The 18,995-nt window shown below is 41.2% G+C and carries 21 protein-coding genes and 1 pseudogene; 4 read left to right on the top strand and 18 right to left on the bottom strand.

Features of this window, described 5'->3' with window-relative positions:
• Positions 1 to 117 precede the first annotated feature (117 nt).
• The gene (locus tag PO771_RS09835; protein WP_272559500.1) at positions 118 to 1,089 is read right to left on the bottom strand and encodes a site-specific integrase; all 972 of its coding nucleotides are present in this window, start codon (positions 1,087 to 1,089) and stop codon (positions 118 to 120) included.
• Positions 1,090 to 1,260: 171 nt separating this feature from the next.
• A complete protein-coding gene (locus PO771_RS09830; RefSeq protein ID WP_272559499.1) occupies positions 1,261 to 1,704 on the bottom strand; it encodes a GNAT family N-acetyltransferase in 444 nt (147 codons plus the stop codon).
• A 124-nt stretch (positions 1,705 to 1,828) separates the two neighbouring features.
• Between PO771_RS09830 and pdxR the strand changes: the two genes are divergently transcribed.
• Entirely contained in the window at positions 1,829 to 3,253 is a 1,425-nt protein-coding gene (pdxR, locus tag PO771_RS09825) for a MocR-like pyridoxine biosynthesis transcription factor PdxR (protein ID WP_272559498.1), read from the top strand.
• 107 nt (positions 3,254 to 3,360) lie between these two features.
• Here pdxR and PO771_RS09820 read toward each other — a convergent pair whose 3' ends face one another.
• The 15 genes from PO771_RS09820 to PO771_RS09750 all read right to left on the bottom strand — a co-directional run bounded on the left by PO771_RS09820 (position 3,361) and on the right by PO771_RS09750 (position 15,901).
• Positions 3,361 to 3,792 (bottom strand): GNAT family N-acetyltransferase, encoded by a 432-nt coding sequence (locus tag PO771_RS09820; RefSeq protein ID WP_272559497.1) that lies wholly within the window; start codon positions 3,790 to 3,792, stop codon positions 3,361 to 3,363.
• Positions 3,793 to 3,897: 105 nt separating this feature from the next.
• On the bottom strand, positions 3,898 to 4,824 hold the full coding sequence (locus PO771_RS09815; RefSeq protein ID WP_272559496.1) for a polysaccharide deacetylase family protein: 927 nt from the start codon (positions 4,822 to 4,824) through the stop codon (positions 3,898 to 3,900).
• Between the two features lie 79 nt (positions 4,825 to 4,903).
• Positions 4,904 to 6,871, bottom strand: a complete 1,968-nt coding sequence (locus PO771_RS09810) for a methyl-accepting chemotaxis protein (protein ID WP_272559495.1) — start codon at positions 6,869 to 6,871, stop codon at positions 4,904 to 4,906.
• Between the two features lie 132 nt (positions 6,872 to 7,003).
• Positions 7,004 to 7,495 (bottom strand): dihydrofolate reductase, encoded by a 492-nt coding sequence (locus PO771_RS09805; protein ID WP_272559494.1) that lies wholly within the window; start codon positions 7,493 to 7,495, stop codon positions 7,004 to 7,006.
• Complete coding sequence (gene thyA, locus PO771_RS09800; protein WP_272559493.1) at positions 7,495 to 8,328, bottom strand: thymidylate synthase; 834 nt, start codon at positions 8,326 to 8,328, stop codon at positions 7,495 to 7,497. The genes PO771_RS09805 and thyA overlap by 1 nt, the downstream gene beginning before the upstream one ends.
• 78 nt (positions 8,329 to 8,406) lie before the next feature.
• Entirely contained in the window at positions 8,407 to 9,075 is a 669-nt protein-coding gene (gene sdaAB, locus PO771_RS09795; RefSeq protein ID WP_272559492.1) for an L-serine ammonia-lyase, iron-sulfur-dependent subunit beta, read from the bottom strand.
• 6 nt (positions 9,076 to 9,081) lie between these two features.
• A complete protein-coding gene (gene sdaAA / locus PO771_RS09790; protein WP_272559491.1) occupies positions 9,082 to 9,966 on the bottom strand; it encodes an L-serine ammonia-lyase, iron-sulfur-dependent, subunit alpha in 885 nt (294 codons plus the stop codon).
• A 41-nt stretch (positions 9,967 to 10,007) separates the two neighbouring features.
• Positions 10,008 to 10,466, bottom strand: coding sequence for an Lrp/AsnC family transcriptional regulator (locus PO771_RS09785; RefSeq protein WP_272559490.1), 459 nt, complete (start codon positions 10,464 to 10,466; stop codon positions 10,008 to 10,010).
• Between the two features lie 238 nt (positions 10,467 to 10,704).
• Positions 10,705 to 11,130, bottom strand: a complete 426-nt coding sequence (arsC, locus tag PO771_RS09780; protein WP_272559489.1) for an arsenate reductase (thioredoxin) — start codon at positions 11,128 to 11,130, stop codon at positions 10,705 to 10,707.
• Positions 11,131 to 11,148: 18 nt separating this feature from the next.
• Positions 11,149 to 11,628: an ArsI/CadI family heavy metal resistance metalloenzyme gene (locus tag PO771_RS09775; RefSeq protein WP_272559488.1), complete on the bottom strand. Its 480-nt coding sequence runs from the start codon at positions 11,626 to 11,628 to the stop codon at positions 11,149 to 11,151.
• Positions 11,629 to 11,642: 14 nt separating this feature from the next.
• Complete coding sequence (arsB, locus tag PO771_RS09770; protein WP_272559487.1) at positions 11,643 to 12,701, bottom strand: ACR3 family arsenite efflux transporter; 1,059 nt, start codon at positions 12,699 to 12,701, stop codon at positions 11,643 to 11,645.
• A gap of 5 nt (positions 12,702 to 12,706) precedes the next feature.
• A complete protein-coding gene (locus PO771_RS09765; RefSeq protein WP_336297938.1) occupies positions 12,707 to 13,063 on the bottom strand; it encodes an ArsR/SmtB family transcription factor in 357 nt (118 codons plus the stop codon).
• Between the two features lie 252 nt (positions 13,064 to 13,315).
• Positions 13,316 to 14,503, bottom strand: a complete 1,188-nt coding sequence (locus tag PO771_RS09760; protein WP_272559485.1) for an MFS transporter — start codon at positions 14,501 to 14,503, stop codon at positions 13,316 to 13,318.
• A gap of 102 nt (positions 14,504 to 14,605) precedes the next feature.
• Complete coding sequence (locus PO771_RS09755; protein ID WP_272559484.1) at positions 14,606 to 14,917, bottom strand: ArsR/SmtB family transcription factor; 312 nt, start codon at positions 14,915 to 14,917, stop codon at positions 14,606 to 14,608.
• A gap of 81 nt (positions 14,918 to 14,998) precedes the next feature.
• Positions 14,999 to 15,901 (bottom strand): DMT family transporter, encoded by a 903-nt coding sequence (locus PO771_RS09750; protein ID WP_272559483.1) that lies wholly within the window; start codon positions 15,899 to 15,901, stop codon positions 14,999 to 15,001.
• 170 nt (positions 15,902 to 16,071) lie between these two features.
• On the opposite strand from PO771_RS09750, the gene PO771_RS09745 reads away from it, so the two are divergent.
• On the top strand, positions 16,072 to 16,632 hold the full coding sequence (locus PO771_RS09745; RefSeq protein ID WP_272559482.1) for a helix-turn-helix transcriptional regulator: 561 nt from the start codon (positions 16,072 to 16,074) through the stop codon (positions 16,630 to 16,632).
• Positions 16,633 to 16,703: 71 nt separating this feature from the next.
• Here the strand turns inward: PO771_RS09745 and PO771_RS09740 are convergent.
• A pseudogene (locus PO771_RS09740) lies at positions 16,704 to 17,150 on the bottom strand (MFS transporter); the annotation flags it as partial.
• A 141-nt stretch (positions 17,151 to 17,291) separates the two neighbouring features.
• Between PO771_RS09740 and PO771_RS09735 the strand changes: the two are divergent.
• Positions 17,292 to 17,762: a helix-turn-helix domain-containing protein gene (locus PO771_RS09735; RefSeq protein WP_272559481.1), complete on the top strand. Its 471-nt coding sequence runs from the start codon at positions 17,292 to 17,294 to the stop codon at positions 17,760 to 17,762.
• 135 nt (positions 17,763 to 17,897) lie between these two features.
• A complete protein-coding gene (locus tag PO771_RS09730) occupies positions 17,898 to 18,788 on the top strand; it encodes an alpha/beta fold hydrolase (protein WP_336297955.1) in 891 nt (296 codons plus the stop codon).
• Positions 18,789 to 18,995 lie beyond the last annotated feature (207 nt).

Below are 18,995 nucleotides of genomic sequence, written 5' to 3'. Positions count from 1 at the left end.
ATAATCACTTTCTCGTTATTCCTACTCAAACGCTTCAGGCGGAAACACGCTGAAATCACGATACTTGCAGCACTTCTTTGACATCGGTTTGTATTCACAATCTCTTATGATTATATTTCACAAATCCCCTAGCATACTAGAGATATTGTTATCAAAAATTTGTCCTTCCTGCTGATAGCGCATCACCATCCCAGGCGTTTTATGCCCGGTTTGTTTCATACCAGCCTGAATATTGAAGCCTTTTTGTCCGGATGTCGTGACGATACCGGAACGCAGGCTATGCCCGGCGAACTCATCTGGATTCAGACCCGCTGCCTCTGCTGCACGCTTCACAACTTTAGCAACGACTTGTGATGTAAGGGCTTTGTCTGCTACATGACCATACCGATTCACAGCCCGGAACAACGGGCCGGATGTAATCCCCGCTGCCTCGATCCACTCATCAAGTGCCCGAATCGGGCAGTAGTCGCTATGAACCGCAACAATCCCCTTGCGTAAAATTTCGTTTGTTTTATGTGCATGAATCGTGACGACAATTCCCCGTGCCTTCCGTTCAATATCTTTCGTAGTTAGGTTGACTAGTTCGGAGCGACGTGATGCTGTAGCGAATCCTAGTAGGATCATCGCTTTATCACGCAAGCCAAGTAAGCGACTCGTATCAATCGCATCAACCATCATTGCGATGTAGTCAAGTTCGGCCGCTCTCTTTGGCGTGCTCATTTTCCCGATTTTGCGGGCGATACCATCGAGAGCGGCGATGACATGAATGTCGCGTGCAGGAGATGGATGCTGCATGAGTTTATGTCGAATCGAAATCGAAGACACATGGCGCCGGATTGTGCTGAACTTGTACCCATCGTTCGCCAGGTCTGTTATGTACAAAATGACAGTGGCTGCCTCTGCCGGAAGCGAAACCAGTTCATAGGCTGCACACCAGTTTTCGAAGCTGCGCCAGTCGGAAGCATACGCCCGTCGTGTATTATCGGACCGAGCGTGATCGATATGCGAGCGAGCGTCCTGAATGAGTTGCTGGAGTTTTGTATCTACAAGAGTAGTAGAAGACCGCACGCTAGGTGATGAATGAGCCATGATTCCCCTTCTTTCGTGCTTTTTAGATAAGTATCGATAATAATAAATTATCGATACTTAGAATTCTATCATAGAAAAAGACCTCCATGTAGCAAGAATTCGACAAATATAAAACCCGTCTTAATGGACGGGTTTTTATCCTTCTTTTATTTAATTAAGAACTGCGACCACTTAAATGGAATAATTCAGCCAATCTCCGCGAACTCCACCCATCTTTTCATAAAAGCGTTGCGCACGATAATTGTCTGCAGCTGTTATCCACGACATACAGACGTACCCATTATCTTTTGTAAATGTTTCGCATGCTTGAAACAGTTCCTGAGCCGCACCCGCTCCCCTCGCTTCTTCCACGACATAAAGATCATTCATGACTGTTATTTTATCAGCTCGTGTTGTACTGAATGTAAAGTATAACGTGGCGAATCCTACCGCCTTTCCTCCTTGCTTTGCGATAAACTGGATTCCTAATTGGTTTTCAAGCAACGTGTCGAATAAGGAATGTACCTTATCGATAGATGGGCGAGGTCTTTGATAGAAGTCTACAATGTATTCATACATTAACGAAATGACTTCCTGCTTATCGCCTTGCTCGACTGGTCGTACTGTAATAGACATGCGTAGTCCCTCCTGTATTAAAGTTGTGAGTCATAAAGACTATGGTTTATTATAGAAGGAAAATTGACAACTAAAAAAGATACAGTTTTTCATAAACAAACCAGTACAGATGGGAGCGGATAGAATGGATATTAGCCCGAATTTGGATGAAGCAGCAAAAGAGCCATTGTATATACAACTCTATCAATATATAAAGGAAGAGATTCAGACAGGGAGAATACCGTCTTCTACACGTCTTCCATCCATTCGTCAGCTTGCTCATTTTTTACACATCAGCAAGACAACCATCCAGGTGGCCTATCAGCAGCTGCTCGCAGAAGGATACATTGAAAGTAAAGAGCGAAGCGGATTTTATGTCGTGGACATGGCGAGCGAGTCGTTTGAGCATCCGCCTGCTTCATATTCCTCCCCATCTCCAAACAGAGATTCGAATCGTAAGCCAAAACCGATTCGGTATGATTTTTATATGTCAAAAATTGATGTCGATCATTTCCCGTATGATAAATGGCGGATGTGTTCCAATCAAAGTATGAACCTTGAGCAAAAACAGCTGCTTTCTTATGGGGATCGTCAGGGTGAAATAGGACTCCGGCGAGCGCTTTCTCAGTATCTTCGACAGGCACGAGCGGTGAATTGTTCGGAGGAACAACTTGTGATTGGCGCTGGAACACAAACGATGATTCGACTTTTATGCCAGCTTATCGGTTTGGATGGGAACCCAATTGCCATGGAAGAACCAGGCTATCACGGGGTGCGAACGATGTTTCAACAGCTTGGATTTTCGATCAAACCGATCCCCCTTGAAGAAGACGGAATTGCCATCGATGAACTTGTCCGAAGCAAGGCAAAAGTTGTGTACATTACCCCTTCGCATCAATATCCGCTCGGGATGGTAATGCCGATTGCCAAACGAATGAAGCTATTGCACTGGGCAGAAGAAAACGGAAGTTTAATTATTGAGGACGACTATGACGGCGAGTTTCGCTATCATGGCAGACCAATTCCATCCCTTCAAGGATTGGATGCGCATGGCAATGTCGTATATATCGGAACGTTCTCGAAATCACTTATGCCAGCTATTCGAATAAGCTACATGGTACTTCCCGAACGTCTGCTGAATGTATATCACAAAAACCTGCTCACGAATGACCAAACAGCTTCTAGGCTGCATCAAAATACGTTACAGCTATTTATGGAAAGTGGAGAATGGGAGCGGCATATCCGGAGAATGAGGAAGGTTTATCAAAAAAAGCATGATGTTTTATTGCAGACGATTAAAAACGTGATGCAGGGAAACGTAACGATAACGGGACAAGACGCAGGTCTACATATCGTGATGAAAGTGCATAGCGGCATACATGTGGAGGAGTTAGTAAAAATAGCAGAAGAATCGGGGGTAAAAGTGTACAGTACAGCAAATGATTGGTGTAGCTGCCCTAAAGAATATCCGCCTCTTATTCTTCTTGGATTTGGTGGATTGTCGTTACAAGAGATTGTCCAAGGAATTGAACGTCTACATGCAGCGTGGCTGCCATTTTATACTTCGTAATCTTCTTTTACGCAAGGATAGTCCAATGATGAAATAATAACAAAGCCTGTTCACGGTTTAATGGACAACCATGAACAGGCTTTACGTGTTACAATGCGGATATTCCGTTATAATGACTTTTTAAATGAATAACAAAACTTATCATAGTCCATCTTTTCTTCATAGAATCGATGTGCATCTACTCGTGTTAGAGCAGATTCAAGTGCCACTGTTACACAGTCATGCTCGCGGCCCCATTCATGTACAAATGTAAGCAGTTTCTCGCCGTACCCTTTTGAGCGAATATCTGCCCGTGTAACGAGCTCATGTACGAATACATGACGGAAATAATACATATTCGTTCGGATTTGAATGCCCGTAAATGCGACAATTTCTTCCCCATCGTACATCGCATAAATGCGGTAGCCATCTGGCTGCATCGCACGCCAGATTTCGCGGAAGCGATCTTCTTCTAGATACGGACGCAAGTCTTTCATAAGCGGGAAAATCCGTACAACTTCCTCTTCGGTACACAGTTCCTGGATTGTAATCGTTATCATCTTACACCTCTGTTGTAATTATCTATATTTTTTGTCTCCTCTATTCTAGCAAAAAAAAGCCGGGATGAATGCATTCATCCCGATTTTTTATGATTCTGTATTGCATTATTTTCCTGGTGGTAACGTACGAATCGTATAGCCATTTTGCTTTAAATAGGCCAGCACCTGCGGCAATACTTGTAAACTTTGTGCTCGCTCATGCATCAAAATAATAGCGCCTGGTTTTATCTCTTTTTTGATGTTGGTGAGAATTTGCTGCGGGTTATGTGCTAATGCCCAGTCACGACTATCCGCTTGCCAGAGAATCATGTACTCCCCGACTTCTTTGGTTACAGGGAGACTCGAAGCGTTTATCGAGCCATACGGTGGGCGGTAGTAGATAATTTTTTGGCCTATCAGTTTTTCCATATGAGCAGCCGTCATAAGCAGGTCTTGTTTTTGATACTCTTTACTTTTCTTGCCCATCGCCTCATGACGCATGGAATGGGCGCCGATTTGGTGGCCCTGTGTGAGCATCTGCTTCGCATATGGTGCCCATTCTGGTTTAAAGTTTTGACCAATCCAGAAGAAGGTAGCTTGTATTTTGTTTTCATTTAAAATGTTTACCATCTGTTTTGTGTACGGACCAGGACCGTCATCGAAGGTTAAATACACTACCTTTTCACCTGGAATCGGCAGTTCAGTAATTTTCTTGCCCAGTTCCATACCGGCTGCCTGCTTTACCATAGGAGGATGTGTGACAGTCGGCTGTACCGATGCAGTTTCGGTCTGTTTGGCTGGCTGTGGCTTTACTAACTCAGGTGTGTTTGGCACTGAATTGGTCCCTGCTTGTGTTGATGGTAGCGCAGCAGCCTCCGTTTTTTCAGGTTCTGGCTGTGATACAGGCTGAGATTTCGTTGCCAGTATATTCTCTGTCATTTTTGCGAATGTTTCTTTTCCTCCATTTACCCATACATTTGTAAGGGCGATCAGGAGTAACCCCGTAATGGAAATCCAGATTCCCCAAGATTTCCCCCATTTTTTCCTCTGCACTTGCTGTCCTTCTTTCTCTATTTTTCTATCTTCTCATCCTATCATTTTTTCAGAGAGAAAGGGACAAAATTTTACATTTTTATACCTTGAACTCATTAATGGATTGTTCTAACGAAATAGATGTTTGTTGTAACTGTAAAGCTGAGTTTTCAATTTCCTTAATAATGCGTACCTGCTTTTCCGTTACACCTGCTACTTCTTTGGAATAATCAGTCGCTTTATGGGAAATGCGGTTTAACTCTTCCACAGAAGCGAGTACCTCTTGGGAGGCAGCGGAAATCTGCTCAGTTGCGGCAGACACCTCCTGAATTTCGCCGGAAACTTTTTCTGAAGAGTTTACAATCATATTGAAAGCTTCCCCTACATGATTCACCACATCAATGCCCACTTGAACCTCTTCAACTGCCTTGTTCATCGTAGTTACAACGTTTTCCGTCTCATTTTGTATTTCCTGGATCAAAGTACTAATCTGATTGGCAGATTCACCAGACTGCTCTGCTAATTTTCTTACTTCCTCTGCTACAACAGCAAACCCTTTCCCCTGTTCACCAGCACGTGCAGCTTCGATCGCTGCATTCAAGGCCAGCAAATTTGTCTGTGCGGAGATTGACGTAATCGCTGTCGTAATGCTGCTGATTTCATTCGAACGCTCGCCTAATGCTTTTACAAGAGCAGCAGATTCTTGTGCTACCATGCTGATTTTATCCATTTGAAGAGTTGCTTTTTTAATCGTATGCTGACCCTCAGCAGCATTTTTCACCGCTTCCTGTGAAGAATCAGTCACATTTGCTGCACTTTCCGAGATGCGTTGAATGCCGCTACTCATCTCTTGAATAGCCCGCGTACTCTCCTCGAGACTCATTGCCTGGGATTCGGCGCCACTCGCTACCTGATGTATTGTTTTTTCCACTTGCTCTGAACCTTGTATGGCCTGTGATATGTTTGTTAAGAAGGTATGCGCTGAGGACCCTACCTGTTTGGAATTGGTGGAAATGCTTTGAATGAGTTGCTTTAGTGTATGATTTGTTTTGTTGAAGTGGACCGATAGTTGGGAGAGCTCATCTTTTCCTTTTACATGCACTTCATATGTTAAATCACCAGATGAGAGAACAGAGAAGGCTTCATTCAGTTTTTCAATCGGCCTTGTAATCGTGCCGGTGATACGATACATAATAAGTGCGCCAATTACGATGACAACCAGCGTAATGATAAGCAATTCATTTCGTAGTTTATCAATCGGAGCGTATAATTCATCGAGAGGGGCACCGATAATGATTCCCCATTTATCTTGTGTACCAGCATAGGCGGCAAGTTTTTCTTTCCCGGATATCGTATAGAATGAGATGCCGTGTTTCCCTTTTTGTAGCTCTTGATGAATGCTAATAAGCTCAGGTACTTTGAAGTCGGCTACATTCCCTTTTACAATCATTTCTTTCTTTGGATGCCAAATGATTTGACCAGTTACGCCGAATAATCCTGCATAGCCTGTTTCGCCAAATTTCGCCTGCGCCACTTTTTCTGTTGCTGCCTCTATTGGAATACCTGCGGCAATAAAACCGACAACTTGTCCGTTTTTTATCAGCGGAGAAGCTACAATGGTAATGACTTTGCCGGTTACTTTAGAATACACCGGGTCCATAATGACGGTTTTTCCTTCTGAAACAGATTTTATGTACGATCGGCTCGATACATCGATAATCTGCCCTGTATCTGTTATTGTTCTTTTACCACTTAAATCGTGAGAAAAGACAACTGTTTCGAATTCCGGCCAATCTTTTTTAGCCTTTTGGACAAATGCTAGCTGTTTTTTTTCATCGCCATAGTTTTCGGCAGCTACTTTTGCAAGAGAAGCAATGACTGCTTTCTGTTGTTGGATAAATACATCAAGTTGTTCAGTTAAACGAACCGCTTCTGTTTCCGCCTCTTTTTCAAGACTTTGTTTTAAAATAGAAGACGCACTTGAGTAGCTGATTACAGCTAAGAGAACAAGCCCACCAAATAGAAGAAATGAGATAAATGTAATTAGTCTAGTTTTTAAACTTTTCACTGCAGACACTCCCTCCTTGCGTATAATTTTTCAGAATATTAACTGAAATTATACTATAAATCGGGTGTAAATCCATATTTTGTATCGATAATTTTCCCAAAAAGAAAAGCCATTCCGAAGAATGACTTTAGACTATTCCATATTTCTCTCATAAATCTCAAAATAATATTCATATGGAGTATCCTGCGTTCCTTTTTTTCGAGAAACCATTTTCCATTGTTCATTTGGTAATACCGGAAAATAAGTATCAGCATTAAAAGTTCCGTTCACTTGTGTTATATACAACCGATCTGCGTAAGGCAAAAACAAATTGTAAATCTCTGCCCCACCTATAATGACTACTTCTGCACGATCGTCACCCATCACATTTTTTGAAAGAATATCTTCGATGGAATGATGAACAAGACAGCCAGGTGCCTGATAGGAAGGATCCCTGGTCAAAATTATATTCGTTCTATTAGGAAGCGGCCTGCCAATTGATTCAAAGGTTTTCCTCCCCATTACCACTACCTTATGACTCGTTATACTTTTGAAATACTGCAAGTCCTCTGGAATATGCCATAATAGCTGATTATCTTTACCTATGCCCCTGTCTACATCCATGGCTACAATCATAGAAAGCATTAAATAGCCACCTCCATCTTAATGGTTGGATGATGTTCATAGCCGATTAGTTGAAAATCATCGATTGTAAAATCGTCAAAGTTTTTGACGTCAGGATTTATCCATAATTCTGGTGCAGGGAATGGCTCGCGTTTCATCTGTTCTTTTAGCGGTTCAATATGCCGCTCATATATATGAAGATCGTTAATATTAAATGTTAACGTCCCCAACTCGTACCCTGTAACTTGCGATATCATTCTTTGCAGTACATAATACTGAAATATATTGAATGGGTGCCCTAAAGCTAGATCGTTAGAACGAACCTGTACAATCAGATGCAGCTTGCCTTGTTTAACAATCCATTGGTTATTCCAAACACAAGGATAGAGCCCCATCTGATCTAAATCATCTATATTCCATAGCGAAATAATATGCCTTCTTGAAGCCGGGTTATTTTTTAGTTCATCAAGCAAATTTTGTACCTGATTCGTCAATTTCCCTTTAAGCATAATTGGTTTTCCTAATTGATAGCCATATGCTTTTCCAATGTTATTATGCTGGTTTGTCCACTCTTTCCATATCTTCACATTGTTTTCGTCAAGGTACGCAGCGTCACTTGTTCTTTTTACATAAAACCAAAGCAGCTCATGAATGGAAGATTTCCAAGCTACTTTCTTAGTGGTCAAAATAGGTACTTCGAGGTTATCAAATGTAACCTTCTTACAAATTACACTTTTTGTATAAGCAGGTGAGCCATCAGCCCAAACCGTTCTTACTTGCTGGTCTTTATCCCAGTCTCCATTTTCCAACACATCATTGACTAAATCTTTGTATATTCTATCTGCCATGCCCATATGATTATGCTCGCTCCTATTGGTTTAGTGTGTATGATCAACATTCCTCCAATCATTTTAAACGAAAGTTCTCATTTTCTAAATGGTTTGCACCAATTTAACATCCTTTAAAAAGGGGATCGATGCTTTTATCATTTGTATAATCTCATCACGTAGTATTTCGTCGACTTCACAAACTGTAATTGCCAGTTCCCCTTTTTTCCACCTTTCCAAAGTCAATCGTGCAATATTATATCCTTGCGTATTGAGAATGTGGGATATTTTCGCTAAAAAACCTTTTTGATCTGTATGGTAAAGAATCAGTGTCGGCTTTTCTCCTGTAAATTTCACGGGCAGATCATCAAGTTCCTGCACCTCAGCTTTTCCACCACCCAGGGAGCTAGCCAGTAATTTTACAGACCGGGTAGGCCCGGTTGCCTCAATTCGCACAGTATTAGGATGGTGCATCCCGGCATTTGCTTTCGTAAAGCTATATTCAACGCCCATTTCGGACGCAATTTGGTCAGATATCGGGACATCGTTACTAGCTGTGGTCATCCCTAAGATCCCCGCTAACAAAGCCAAGTCAGTACCATGACCTTGATACGTTTCGGCAAATGAACCCATAAGCTGAAATGTCACCTTTGTTGGACATTCATCCAGTATTTGTCGGGCGATGTTTCCAATGCGAACCGCTCCTGCTGTATGGGAGCTAGACGGCCCCACCATGATTGGACCAATAATCTCAAACATACTTGTGTATTTCAATGGGATTCACCCCTTGCTCTTGTTGAAAACTTTTTCCCGCAATGCTTTTCCTGTAGGTGTTCCAGCTAATCCTCCGATTCCCGTTTCACGAAGAGACGCTGGCATTTCTGTACCTACTTCATGCATAACCTGGATCACCTCATCTGGAGGGATGATGCTTTTTACTCCGGCTAACGCCATATCAGCAGCTGCCAAAGCGGTGATGGCATGGAGTCCGTTACGAACGATACACGGAACCTCTACTAGGCCACCAACGGGATCACATACCAGACCCAACGAGTTTTTTAAAGCTAATCCAACAGCATGACCTACTTGTTCTGGTGTGCCGCCGCCAATTTCTACTAATGCACCTGCTGCCATTGCGGTTGCGGAACCGACCTCAGCTTGACATCCGCCTGCAGCTCCAGAAATGGATGCGGAATTAGCGATAACGAGGCCAAGTGCAGCTGCTGTCATCAACGATAAAATAATGGTATCCCGAGAGTACCGTCCAGTATCTAGTGCATATACCAATACACCAGGTAATATACCAGCTGATCCAGCTGTAGGTGTTGCTACAATGCGTCCCATTCCGGCATTGACTTCCGAAACAGAGAGAGCATACGCCATCGTTTGCAGTGTTTGTGGATGGATAAATGTATTTCCCTGCTTGATGTATTCATAAACGCGATAGGCATCCCCACCGGTAATCCCACTACGAGACATAACGGGTTCTTGAATCCCTTTACGTACAGCTTCTTCCATAACCTCAAACTGTCGCTCCATTTGATTGAAAATCTCACGCTCTGACCGTCCAGTTTGCTCTTTTTCCATTTCCATCATTACTTCACCGATGGTCATGTTTCGCTCTTTAGCTACCTTAATTAATTCATGCAAATGTGTAAAAGCCATGCTCAGTAAATCCCTTCTATCGTGGAAATTGGAGATCGTAACTAATTTTCAGTGGGAAGCGGAATCTTTTGGGTGTCTTTATAAGTATTAAGTGTGATTGTTGTCTGGGTTTTAAAAACACCTGGTAATCTCCTTAATTCTTGACTGATAATCCGATCCAAATCTTTCGTTCCTTGACAGCGAACTTTCAGTAGATAATCATATTCTCCTGCGACATGATGACATTCCTGCACTTCAGGTATCTCAGGTACCCGAGCTAAAAATAATTCACGATGTTCTAACTGGTCTATGGAGATGGAGATAAAAGCAGTCATTTCATAACCTACCGATTCCGGATTGAGAATGGCTGTATATCCTTTAATCACGCCTTGTTCTTCTAGTCGACGTACCCGATCAGCGATAGCGGGACCGGACATCCCTACGTTTGCTGCTAATTCAGCCCAAGTCGCTCGTCCATTGGTCGTTAAAAGTTGTAGAATTTTGTAATCCAATGCATTCATGTTAAATCACCTTTATTTCGTAATTACTTTTATTATATTGTTTGTTTTATTAATTTCAATAAGGAATAATGCTTTGTTTTTAAAATCACCACTGAATTGTATTATGGGGAACTACCATATCGCTATCAGAGGTGCCGCCAACATTTTGACGTAAAACCCACGCTAAGCGATTTTTTACATAGAAAAATCCGATTTTCCTACGCACCAAGGAAAATCGGATTTTAATTTAGTTATTTTCTTAGCTTCCTTCCTTAAAAAAGCGTTTGATTCTGTCTTCAATTTCATCACATACACGTTGGAAGAACACCCATTTTTCCTCCTCCGTTCCGGTAGCTTTCGCAGGATCATCAAATGCCCAATGATCACGTTTTACATGAGGAGGCGTCATTGGACATTTATCATTTGCATCCCCACAGAGAGTTACAATATAGTCAGCTTTATGCAGCAGCTCTGGATCGATGATATCGGAAGTCTGATTCGAAATATCGATCTCTTTTTCTGACATAGCTTTTACGGCATTCGGGTTGAGGCCATGAGCTTCAATTCCAGCACTGTATACATCGTATTTGTCACCTAAGTATTTTTTCCCGAATCCTTCAGCCATTTGGCTGCGGCAGGAGTTACCTGTACATAGGAAGTAGATGATTTTTTTGTTGTCTGCCATGTGTCTCTCCTTAGGGGCCTACTTATTTTTCTTGAAACTATCAAGATTCCCAAACTGAATTTGAACGGGTTCAGGAGCGCAGCATACGCCTCCTACTGCTGGTTCGCCTGCTGATTCAAATTCTGAATCTTCTTTTGTATAGAAGACTTCCCAGGCATTGCCCTCTGGATCATGCACCCAGATTTTATCCTGAACCGCATAGCAGCATGTTGTATTCATTTCATCAATGGCGACGAGTCCTGCTTCTTGGAAACGTTCCTTCATGGCTATTACAGCAGCCGTATCGGCTACCTGGAATCCCATATGATTGAGGGCTCCTTTATTGTCATACGTACGTACATTCATTGAAAAATGAAGAGGTGGATTATTTAATTCAAATTTCGCATAGTTTTCTTTGACTTTTGTTGGCTCTTCACCGAAAAAAGCACGGTAAAATTTCAAGTTTTCCTCTAAGTTTCTCACGTTAATAGCGACATGCATTCGAAATGTAGGATTCATGGTAGTCTCTCTCCTTATATTTTTTGTTCTTTAAAGTATTTTCTCTGAAGCCAGAATGCAGCATTGACCAAAGCAATTAAAGCCGGCACTTCTACGAGAGGACCAATCACAGCTGCAAAAGCAGCACCAGAATTAATGCCAAATACTCCGACAGCAACGGCGATAGCTAATTCAAAGTTATTACCCGATGCCGTAAAGGATAAGGTAGTTGCAATCGGATAATTCGCTCCTGCTTTTTTGCTGAGATAAAACGATACAAAAAACATAACCACAAAATAAATAAGTAACGGAATCGCAACTCGTATTACATCAAGTGGTAGACGAACAATGACGTCTCCTTTTAAAGAGAACATAACAATAATGGTAAAAAGTAATGCGATGAGGGTAATGGGGCTAATTTTAGGGATAAATACGTTTTGATACCACTTTTCCCCCTTCGCCTTTACCAATACAAAGCGAGTTATCATACCGGCGAGGAAAGGAATCCCCAGGTAAATAAAGACACTCTTTGCTACTTCACCGATAGTAATATCGACAACAACGCCTTGTAAGCCAAACCACCCTGGAATAACCGTAACAAACACATACGCGTAAACAGAGTAAAAGAACACCTGGAATATTGAGTTAAAGGCAACAAGCCCTGCCGCGTATTCAGGATCTCCTTTCGCAAGATCATTCCAAACAACGACCATGGCAATACAGCGAGCAAGCCCGATCATGATTAAGCCAACCATGTATTCTGGATAATCACGCAGAAAAAGAATGGCCAATAAAAACATAAGGGTAGGCCCAACAATCCAGTTTTGCAAAAGAGAAATTCCTAGTATCTTTGTATTTCGAAATACATGGCCCATTTTTTCATACCGTACTTTAGCTAAAGGGGGATACATCATCAAAATGAGTCCAATTGCTAACGGAATCGATGTCGTTCCAGCCTGATATTGATTCAACACTTGCACAAAGCCTGGAGAAAAATAGCCGATTCCAATCCCCATAATCATGGCTGCGAATATCCAAAGAGTTAAATAACGGTCCAAAAAGGACATCCGTTTACGAACGGGAATTTCGATCATTTTTATCACTGATCCTTTTTACAGTTGTTTTCACTTTCACACATCGTTGAACTTCTTTGTTTTTCATACACTTCTAGTTTTTCTTTAAGGGAAGGTGCATGCTGAAGAATAGCCTGAACCACCGGATGAGCCGATTCATCTAATCGATAATACATCCATGTTCCTTGTCTGCGTTCCAGTACTATCCCTGCTTGCTTCATTTTTCGTAAATGTTGACTAATTCCTGGCTGAGAGATTCCAATCATTTCGACTAAATCACATACACACAACTCTTTCTCTTGTAAAAGCAGTAAAATAGTAAGCCGTGTTTTATCTGCGGCCAATTTTAATACCTCAATCACTTCTTCAAGGGAACGCTCCACTATATTCACCTCCATTTATATAAGTTATTAATTATATTATTATTTGATTATATAGAATGCAATTCCTCTTTTACCATTTACGTTCTGATTTTATTTACTCCCACTAAGCTCAATAAATGAAAAAAGTGGTCTTACCCTATCGCTATCAAACTAATATTTTCCGGTATCCCCAAAACAAAAAAACATCATTCTTTCTCTAACAACGAGATGAAAATGGTGTTTTTTATGAGAAACCTTTAAGAATGATTTCCGTCAATCTTCTTCCGTAACCATAGCTTTTTCAGATGACTTTATATTTAAGTCGAAATATATGGTTTTGACGGCAATACATAAAAACGACAAAATTACAAAAAGTAAACCACTCCAAACGACTGCTGCTATTCCGAGCCGAGATATAAACCAGCCCCCAATCGCTGTACCAATCGTCACACCCAAATTTGAAAAAGACACAAATAAACTGTTAGCAAATTCCGGAGCCTCTGGAGCTTCTGATGTTAGCCAAATTTGACTTACAATAAGTCCACTTGTATGAATTGCTCCCCATACAATGATAATCCCACATAGTAGAAGTAGCGATGTTTCCATATAAAAAAGAAGTAAATAGCAAATTCCTAAAGCTACAGGATAAAGCAGTACGGTTCTCAACATGCGATAGCTTAACAGCTTTCCTGCATACCAGTTACCTGCCACACCGCAAACACCGAAAATCACAAGCATCACGCTAATAAGCTTTCCGCCCATGTCGAATCTCTGTCCTAAATATTCAGCAAAATAACTATATACGGAGAACATAGCAGCAAGTATGAAGCACGTGGCAGCGATATTTAACCACAAAGCGGGCTTATACAATATCTTAAGCTGTCTTCCAAATGAGATTTTTTCCTTTACAGGTATGAATGGAACCATTACTCCTATTCCAACGCACGCGATCCCATTCACAATAGCAGAAAATAAAAACGAAGTGCTTAGTGAAAATTGATTTGCAATATAGGAAGTAAGCGGAATTCCCAATACCATGCCCATACTGACTCCAAGAAATACCTTTGCGCTTGCCTTCGCGACCTCTTCCTTTACCGATAATGCAGCGGCTAATACGAAGGCAATGGAGAAATAAACCGGATGAAAGAAAGCGGGAATCATTCGGAAAACCATAAGTACATAAAAGTTCGGAGCAAAAGCCGAAATCACATTAGAGACAGCAAATAGAAGCAGAATGCCTATTAATACTGTCTTACGGTTCAACCTTGACAGTAATAACGTCATCCAAGGACCAAACAGAGCAATAATAAGAGCAAATGAACTAACAAGCATTCCAGCCAGTGCTGCGGTAACGTTATACTTCTCCATGATCATCGGCAAAATTCCAACTACACCAAGCTCAGTATTGATAATGCCAAATATACCTAGAGCAATAAAAAATAGGGGGCTGTTTTTTTCCATGCTTCTCTTCTCCTTGTAATATAATTTTTATAAATATACATATCTATATAAACAGATATATATATGTATAAAAAGTAGGTAGCTTTAATTTATTGAAGCTACCTACACTTCATTTTTGATATAGTCGGCCAATTTACGAATCGTTTCTTCATTTCTCCGGTAATAGGTCCATTGCCCGTATCGCTTAGATTCCAAAAGTCCAGCTTTCTTCATGAGCATCAAATAGCTGGAAATCACGGATTGCGCTAATCCTGTTTTTTCTTGAATGCTTCCTACACATATCCCTCCTTCAAAGTCAGCATCCGGTGGTAAATACAATTGTGGACCGAAATTTTCATCCGGATTTTTTAACCACTTCAAAATTTGCACGCGGGTATCATTAGACAAAGCTTTAAAGATTATCATGGTATCCATATGTCTTATTATATCTATTTATATAGATATTTCAATTATCATATTTGGAATAACTCTTTCTCGTAAGCAGATCCTCTATTTTTAATCGGAGGTAGTCTTTATGGATTTGTTATTTCTTTGCTGTAGTAAAAATACTACTAGACCGATTAAGATAAGTGCGATACCGATACCTTGTTGGAAAGAAACGACCTCATCCAAAATGAAATAAGCGAGTATACAAGTCCCAATCGTCTCTCCTAATATGCCCATTGAAATAACTGAGGTACTTAGCCATTTCAATAGCCAATTAAAAATCATTTGCCCTAATATGGTTGCGACAAACGCTAATCCAATAAAGACCAACCATGTTTTGGGGGAATAATCAACGAAAGATGTTTGCTGGCTGAAAGCCAACATACTTAAAAATAATGCACTGCTGGCATAACCGATGATTGAATATGGGATAAGAGATAGCATGTTGCGCACATGCTGGCCAATGAAGAAGTAAGCTGTAATGACGCCCGCCGAAATAAAAGCAAGTATATCACCAAATAACGCCTGTCCACTAATGTGAAAATCTTTATATCCAATTACAACGCTTCCGACAATCGCTAAGAGACATCCGATTATAGCCCCTTTACTGAAGCGCTCTTTAAATAGAAAATAGCCTCCAGCCATTGAAAAAAGCGGCTGTAATGTCACGATTACCGTCGAGCTTGCTACAGATGTGTACTGTAACGATTCAAACCACAATACATAATGGGCTGCTAAAAATACACCTGATAGTAACCCGAGTCCCCAGTGTTTTTTTGACAACGAACATAATTCCTTTCGATTCTTTTTATTTACTAATAAAAATGGTAAAAGCATTACTGCTGCAAAAAACATTCGATAGAATGCTGTAATAGTCACAGGGGCATCTGCTAATTTTACAAAAATGGCTGAAGTAGATAACGCAAATACGCCAAAAAACAAAGATATGTAAGAAATAAGTGGTGATTTCAAGTCTGTTCCCCTTTTCTAGATGTATGTTTATAATAATAAAAAAAATATATTATAATGTACAAATGTCAGTATAAATTATTTAGGTAACCGAAAAAAGCACTAATTTTCCATGTTTAGTATGTCAGCACAAAACGAGTTAAACGTATATTATTTTGGAAGGGATCTTTTCTATGAACAATCTTCGCCTTGGACAAACGGTATTACATTATCGTAAAAAGAACGGGATGACAATTCGTGAGTTCGCCGATTATGCAGGAATCAGCACTTCACTTATTAGCCAAATAGAAAGAGGACAAGCGAATCCTTCGTTAAGTGTGCTAGAGCTCATTGCAAAAGCATTAAATGTGCCTCTCTTTACCCTCTTCATTAATGAAATTAATACGGATTCGCTTATATCGAGGAAGCATGATCGAAAGAAAGTATATCGCGAAGATCGTCACCATGTTGTCTATGATGTGTTAACGCCAGACTTTATGAAAGCACATATTAAACTCTTACTGATGGATTTACATGCAAACGCAAGCACTACCGAAAGTTACTATTCACACGATGATCAAGAAGAAATTGCTGTCATCATGAAAGGTCAAGCGTATGTTGAACTGGAAGGCACCGAATATTGTTTAGATGAGGGTGATGTCGTACGCATTCCGCCAAATGTTAGACACCGATTTTTGAACAAAAGTGATGAACCGATTCATATCTTATTTGTACTAACTCCAGCGTTAGTTTAATTTTCATATATAAAAAAGGGTTTGACCAAAAGGATAACATGGTCAAACCCTTACAATAACGGCTGTAATTTTCATTTCAATTTTAGTGTCATCAAAAAAGCAATAAAAATAATACAACCGCCTGCTATGAAAGGAGCAAACATATTTGTATCGAATAAGAATCCCGCTAGAGTTGGGCCCGAAATATTACCTACGCTCATATAGGCATTATTCATACCAGCTACATATTCTTGTTCACTCCCTGCCAGCTTCGATAATTGTGTAGTAAGAGCTGGACGAAGCATAGAAGTAGCAAAGAAAGTCCCGGCAGCTACAAGAAAGATCCCCCAAAAATCTTTGGCAAATAGAAGTACAACATAAGCAAATGAGGTAAAAAGCAGAGCTCCTTTTTTTTCACCAAACATCTTAATTACTTTAGCAACAATTAATGCTTGCATACCAACTCCAATAACAGCATCCGTGGTAAGAATCATGGAAATATTTTGCGGTGAGAATTGAAAACGGTTCGTTACATATAAACCAAGAACAGATTCAAAATTAGCACTTCATTAACTATTTTTGTTTCGGGATAACCTCAAGACATAAATTACGTCAAAAGCATTGACATAGTTTATGTCTTTTTGTTATTGTTGACTTAAATTACGTCAAGGAGTAAAAAAATGAGTGCTCAGAACATCTTAAATTCTAAAACTACATTAGAATACCTCGTATTGGTCAATGAACGGTCTTATTCAGCGATCGGTAGGGAGTTAAATATTACTCCTCAACAATTTTCGGATTGGATTAAGAAACGCAGACCGATTCCGCAAGAAAGATTAAAAACACTTAGTGACTATTTTGATATCGATGAATCGTATCTAGTGGATGAGAATAATTTCACAAAAAATCTCGACCCAATTAATAAGATTGATATCCAAATGCTGCTTATTAAGAAAAAAATAAATGAAGGTGTTGAGGAGACAGAGCATTATCTAGAACATATCCAGAAGCTTCAAAAGGAAAAAGCGAAACAAATTCGTATTGGAAGATTGGCTTCGATACTCCATCATGATGATGAAGAAATAGACCGAGGAATCGACCTATTCTTGACAGAAATGGAGCAACTGATAAGGGGGAAACGAAATGACTAATAGAATCGAGAGTTGATTAAAGGGCTGTTTTCTACAATCTTTTTTTCGGGGATAACGGGCATTACTTCATAACTATTTTTGCTTCGGGATAACCCTAAGACATAAATTACGTCAAGGAGTGAAAAAAATATGACCATGAACATCCTAAAAGTCAACGGCGTCGATTTGGTCTATGACAGTTTCGGTAACGAAAACGACGAGGCTATTATCCTAATCGCCGGGCTTGGAACCCAGATGATCCGATGGACGGTTCCGTTTTGTCGAATATTAGCAGCGCGGGGCTTTCGCGTGATCCGCTTTGACAATCGCGACGCAGGTTGCTCGACGCACTTTAGCCATTATCGGGCGCTGGATTTTGACGCACTGGCGACTGCTCTCATGTCGGGACAACGACCGGACATCCCCTACACTCTCGATGACATGTCCGACGACGCTATCGGACTGCTAGATGCCCTTTCAATTGACCGGGCACATTTCGTTGGCAGGTCGATGGGCGGAATGATCGCCCAGATTGCAGCCAGTGAGTACCCTGAACGGGTTTTATCGCTCACCTCCATTATGTCCAGTTCCGGTAATCCCGCCCTTCCGCAATCTGCCCCGGATGTCATGGCGATGATGACTAAACCGGCGCCGAACCCATTTGAGGATGAAGCAGGATTTTTGGCGCACAGCCTCTCTTTTGCCAAACGCATCGCCGGCACCGGCTATCCGTTTGAAGAGGACGCTTATCGGACGCTCATTCTGGAGGAAGTACAGCGAGCCTACGATCCAGGCAGTGTCGGACGACAAATTGCAGCGATCGCTGTCTCCGGTGACCGTCGTCCGCGGCTGGCGACCATAAAAGTACCAGTACTTGTCATTCATGGGGTGGACGATCCCCTGTTCGTCCCGGCGTGTGGCGAGGACACGGCTTCTGCCATCCCGAGTGCCGAGCTAATGTTGGTTAACGGCATGGGACACGACCTTCCGCACCAACTGTACAAAGTAACCGCTGATGGCATAGAGCGAACGGCTCGTCGCAATTGACCCGCGCTTCCTGAACCTAGCAACCAGCCACCTACCCCGTTTTGTACATCGTGGATTACACCGATTTCGGCGGAACGTATATGGCGAGGGCGATCGTGCCAAAGGTCGGATTCACGGGCAAGAACATCATTGGCGTGCATTACGATCAGTAAAGTTGAAATAATCTAGTTGAAAACGCGAAGAACCTTTAGCATTATTGGCTGGAGG

Source organism: Aneurinibacillus uraniidurans (assembly GCF_028471905.1).
GTDB lineage: Bacteria > Bacillota > Bacilli > Aneurinibacillales > Aneurinibacillaceae > Aneurinibacillus > Aneurinibacillus uraniidurans.
Note: the sequence above shows the minus strand (reverse complement) of the source record. Positions and strands in the feature narration are given on the sequence as shown.

Excerpts from the sequence above, each read along its gene's own strand:
- PO771_RS09835 (WP_272559500.1), bottom strand. The coding sequence starts at position 1,089 with ATGGCTCATTCATCACCTAGCGTGCGGTCTTCTACTACTCTTGTAGAT.
- PO771_RS09830 (WP_272559499.1), bottom strand. The coding sequence starts at position 1,704 with ATGTCTATTACAGTACGACCAGTCGAGCAAGGCGATAAGCAGGAAGTC.
- pdxR (WP_272559498.1), top strand. The coding sequence starts at position 1,829 with ATGGATATTAGCCCGAATTTGGATGAAGCAGCAAAAGAGCCATTGTAT.
- PO771_RS09820 (WP_272559497.1), bottom strand. The coding sequence starts at position 3,792 with ATGATAACGATTACAATCCAGGAACTGTGTACCGAAGAGGAAGTTGTA.
- PO771_RS09805 (WP_272559494.1), bottom strand. The coding sequence starts at position 7,495 with ATGCTTTCTATGATTGTAGCCATGGATGTAGACAGGGGCATAGGTAAA.
- thyA (WP_272559493.1), bottom strand. The coding sequence starts at position 8,328 with ATGGGCATGGCAGATAGAATATACAAAGATTTAGTCAATGATGTGTTG.
- sdaAA (WP_272559491.1), bottom strand. The coding sequence starts at position 9,966 with ATGGCTTTTACACATTTGCATGAATTAATTAAGGTAGCTAAAGAGCGA.
- PO771_RS09785 (WP_272559490.1), bottom strand. The coding sequence starts at position 10,466 with ATGAATGCATTGGATTACAAAATTCTACAACTTTTAACGACCAATGGA.
- arsC (WP_272559489.1), bottom strand. The coding sequence starts at position 11,130 with ATGGCAGACAACAAAAAAATCATCTACTTCCTATGTACAGGTAACTCC.
- PO771_RS09775 (WP_272559488.1), bottom strand. The coding sequence starts at position 11,628 with ATGAATCCTACATTTCGAATGCATGTCGCTATTAACGTGAGAAACTTA.
- arsB (WP_272559487.1), bottom strand. The coding sequence starts at position 12,701 with ATGATCGAAATTCCCGTTCGTAAACGGATGTCCTTTTTGGACCGTTAT.
- PO771_RS09760 (WP_272559485.1), bottom strand. The coding sequence starts at position 14,503 with ATGGAAAAAAACAGCCCCCTATTTTTTATTGCTCTAGGTATATTTGGC.
- PO771_RS09755 (WP_272559484.1), bottom strand. The coding sequence starts at position 14,917 with ATGGATACCATGATAATCTTTAAAGCTTTGTCTAATGATACCCGCGTG.
- PO771_RS09745 (WP_272559482.1), top strand. The coding sequence starts at position 16,072 with ATGAACAATCTTCGCCTTGGACAAACGGTATTACATTATCGTAAAAAG.
- PO771_RS09735 (WP_272559481.1), top strand. The coding sequence starts at position 17,292 with ATGAGTGCTCAGAACATCTTAAATTCTAAAACTACATTAGAATACCTC.
- PO771_RS09730 (WP_336297955.1), top strand. The coding sequence starts at position 17,898 with ATGAACATCCTAAAAGTCAACGGCGTCGATTTGGTCTATGACAGTTTC.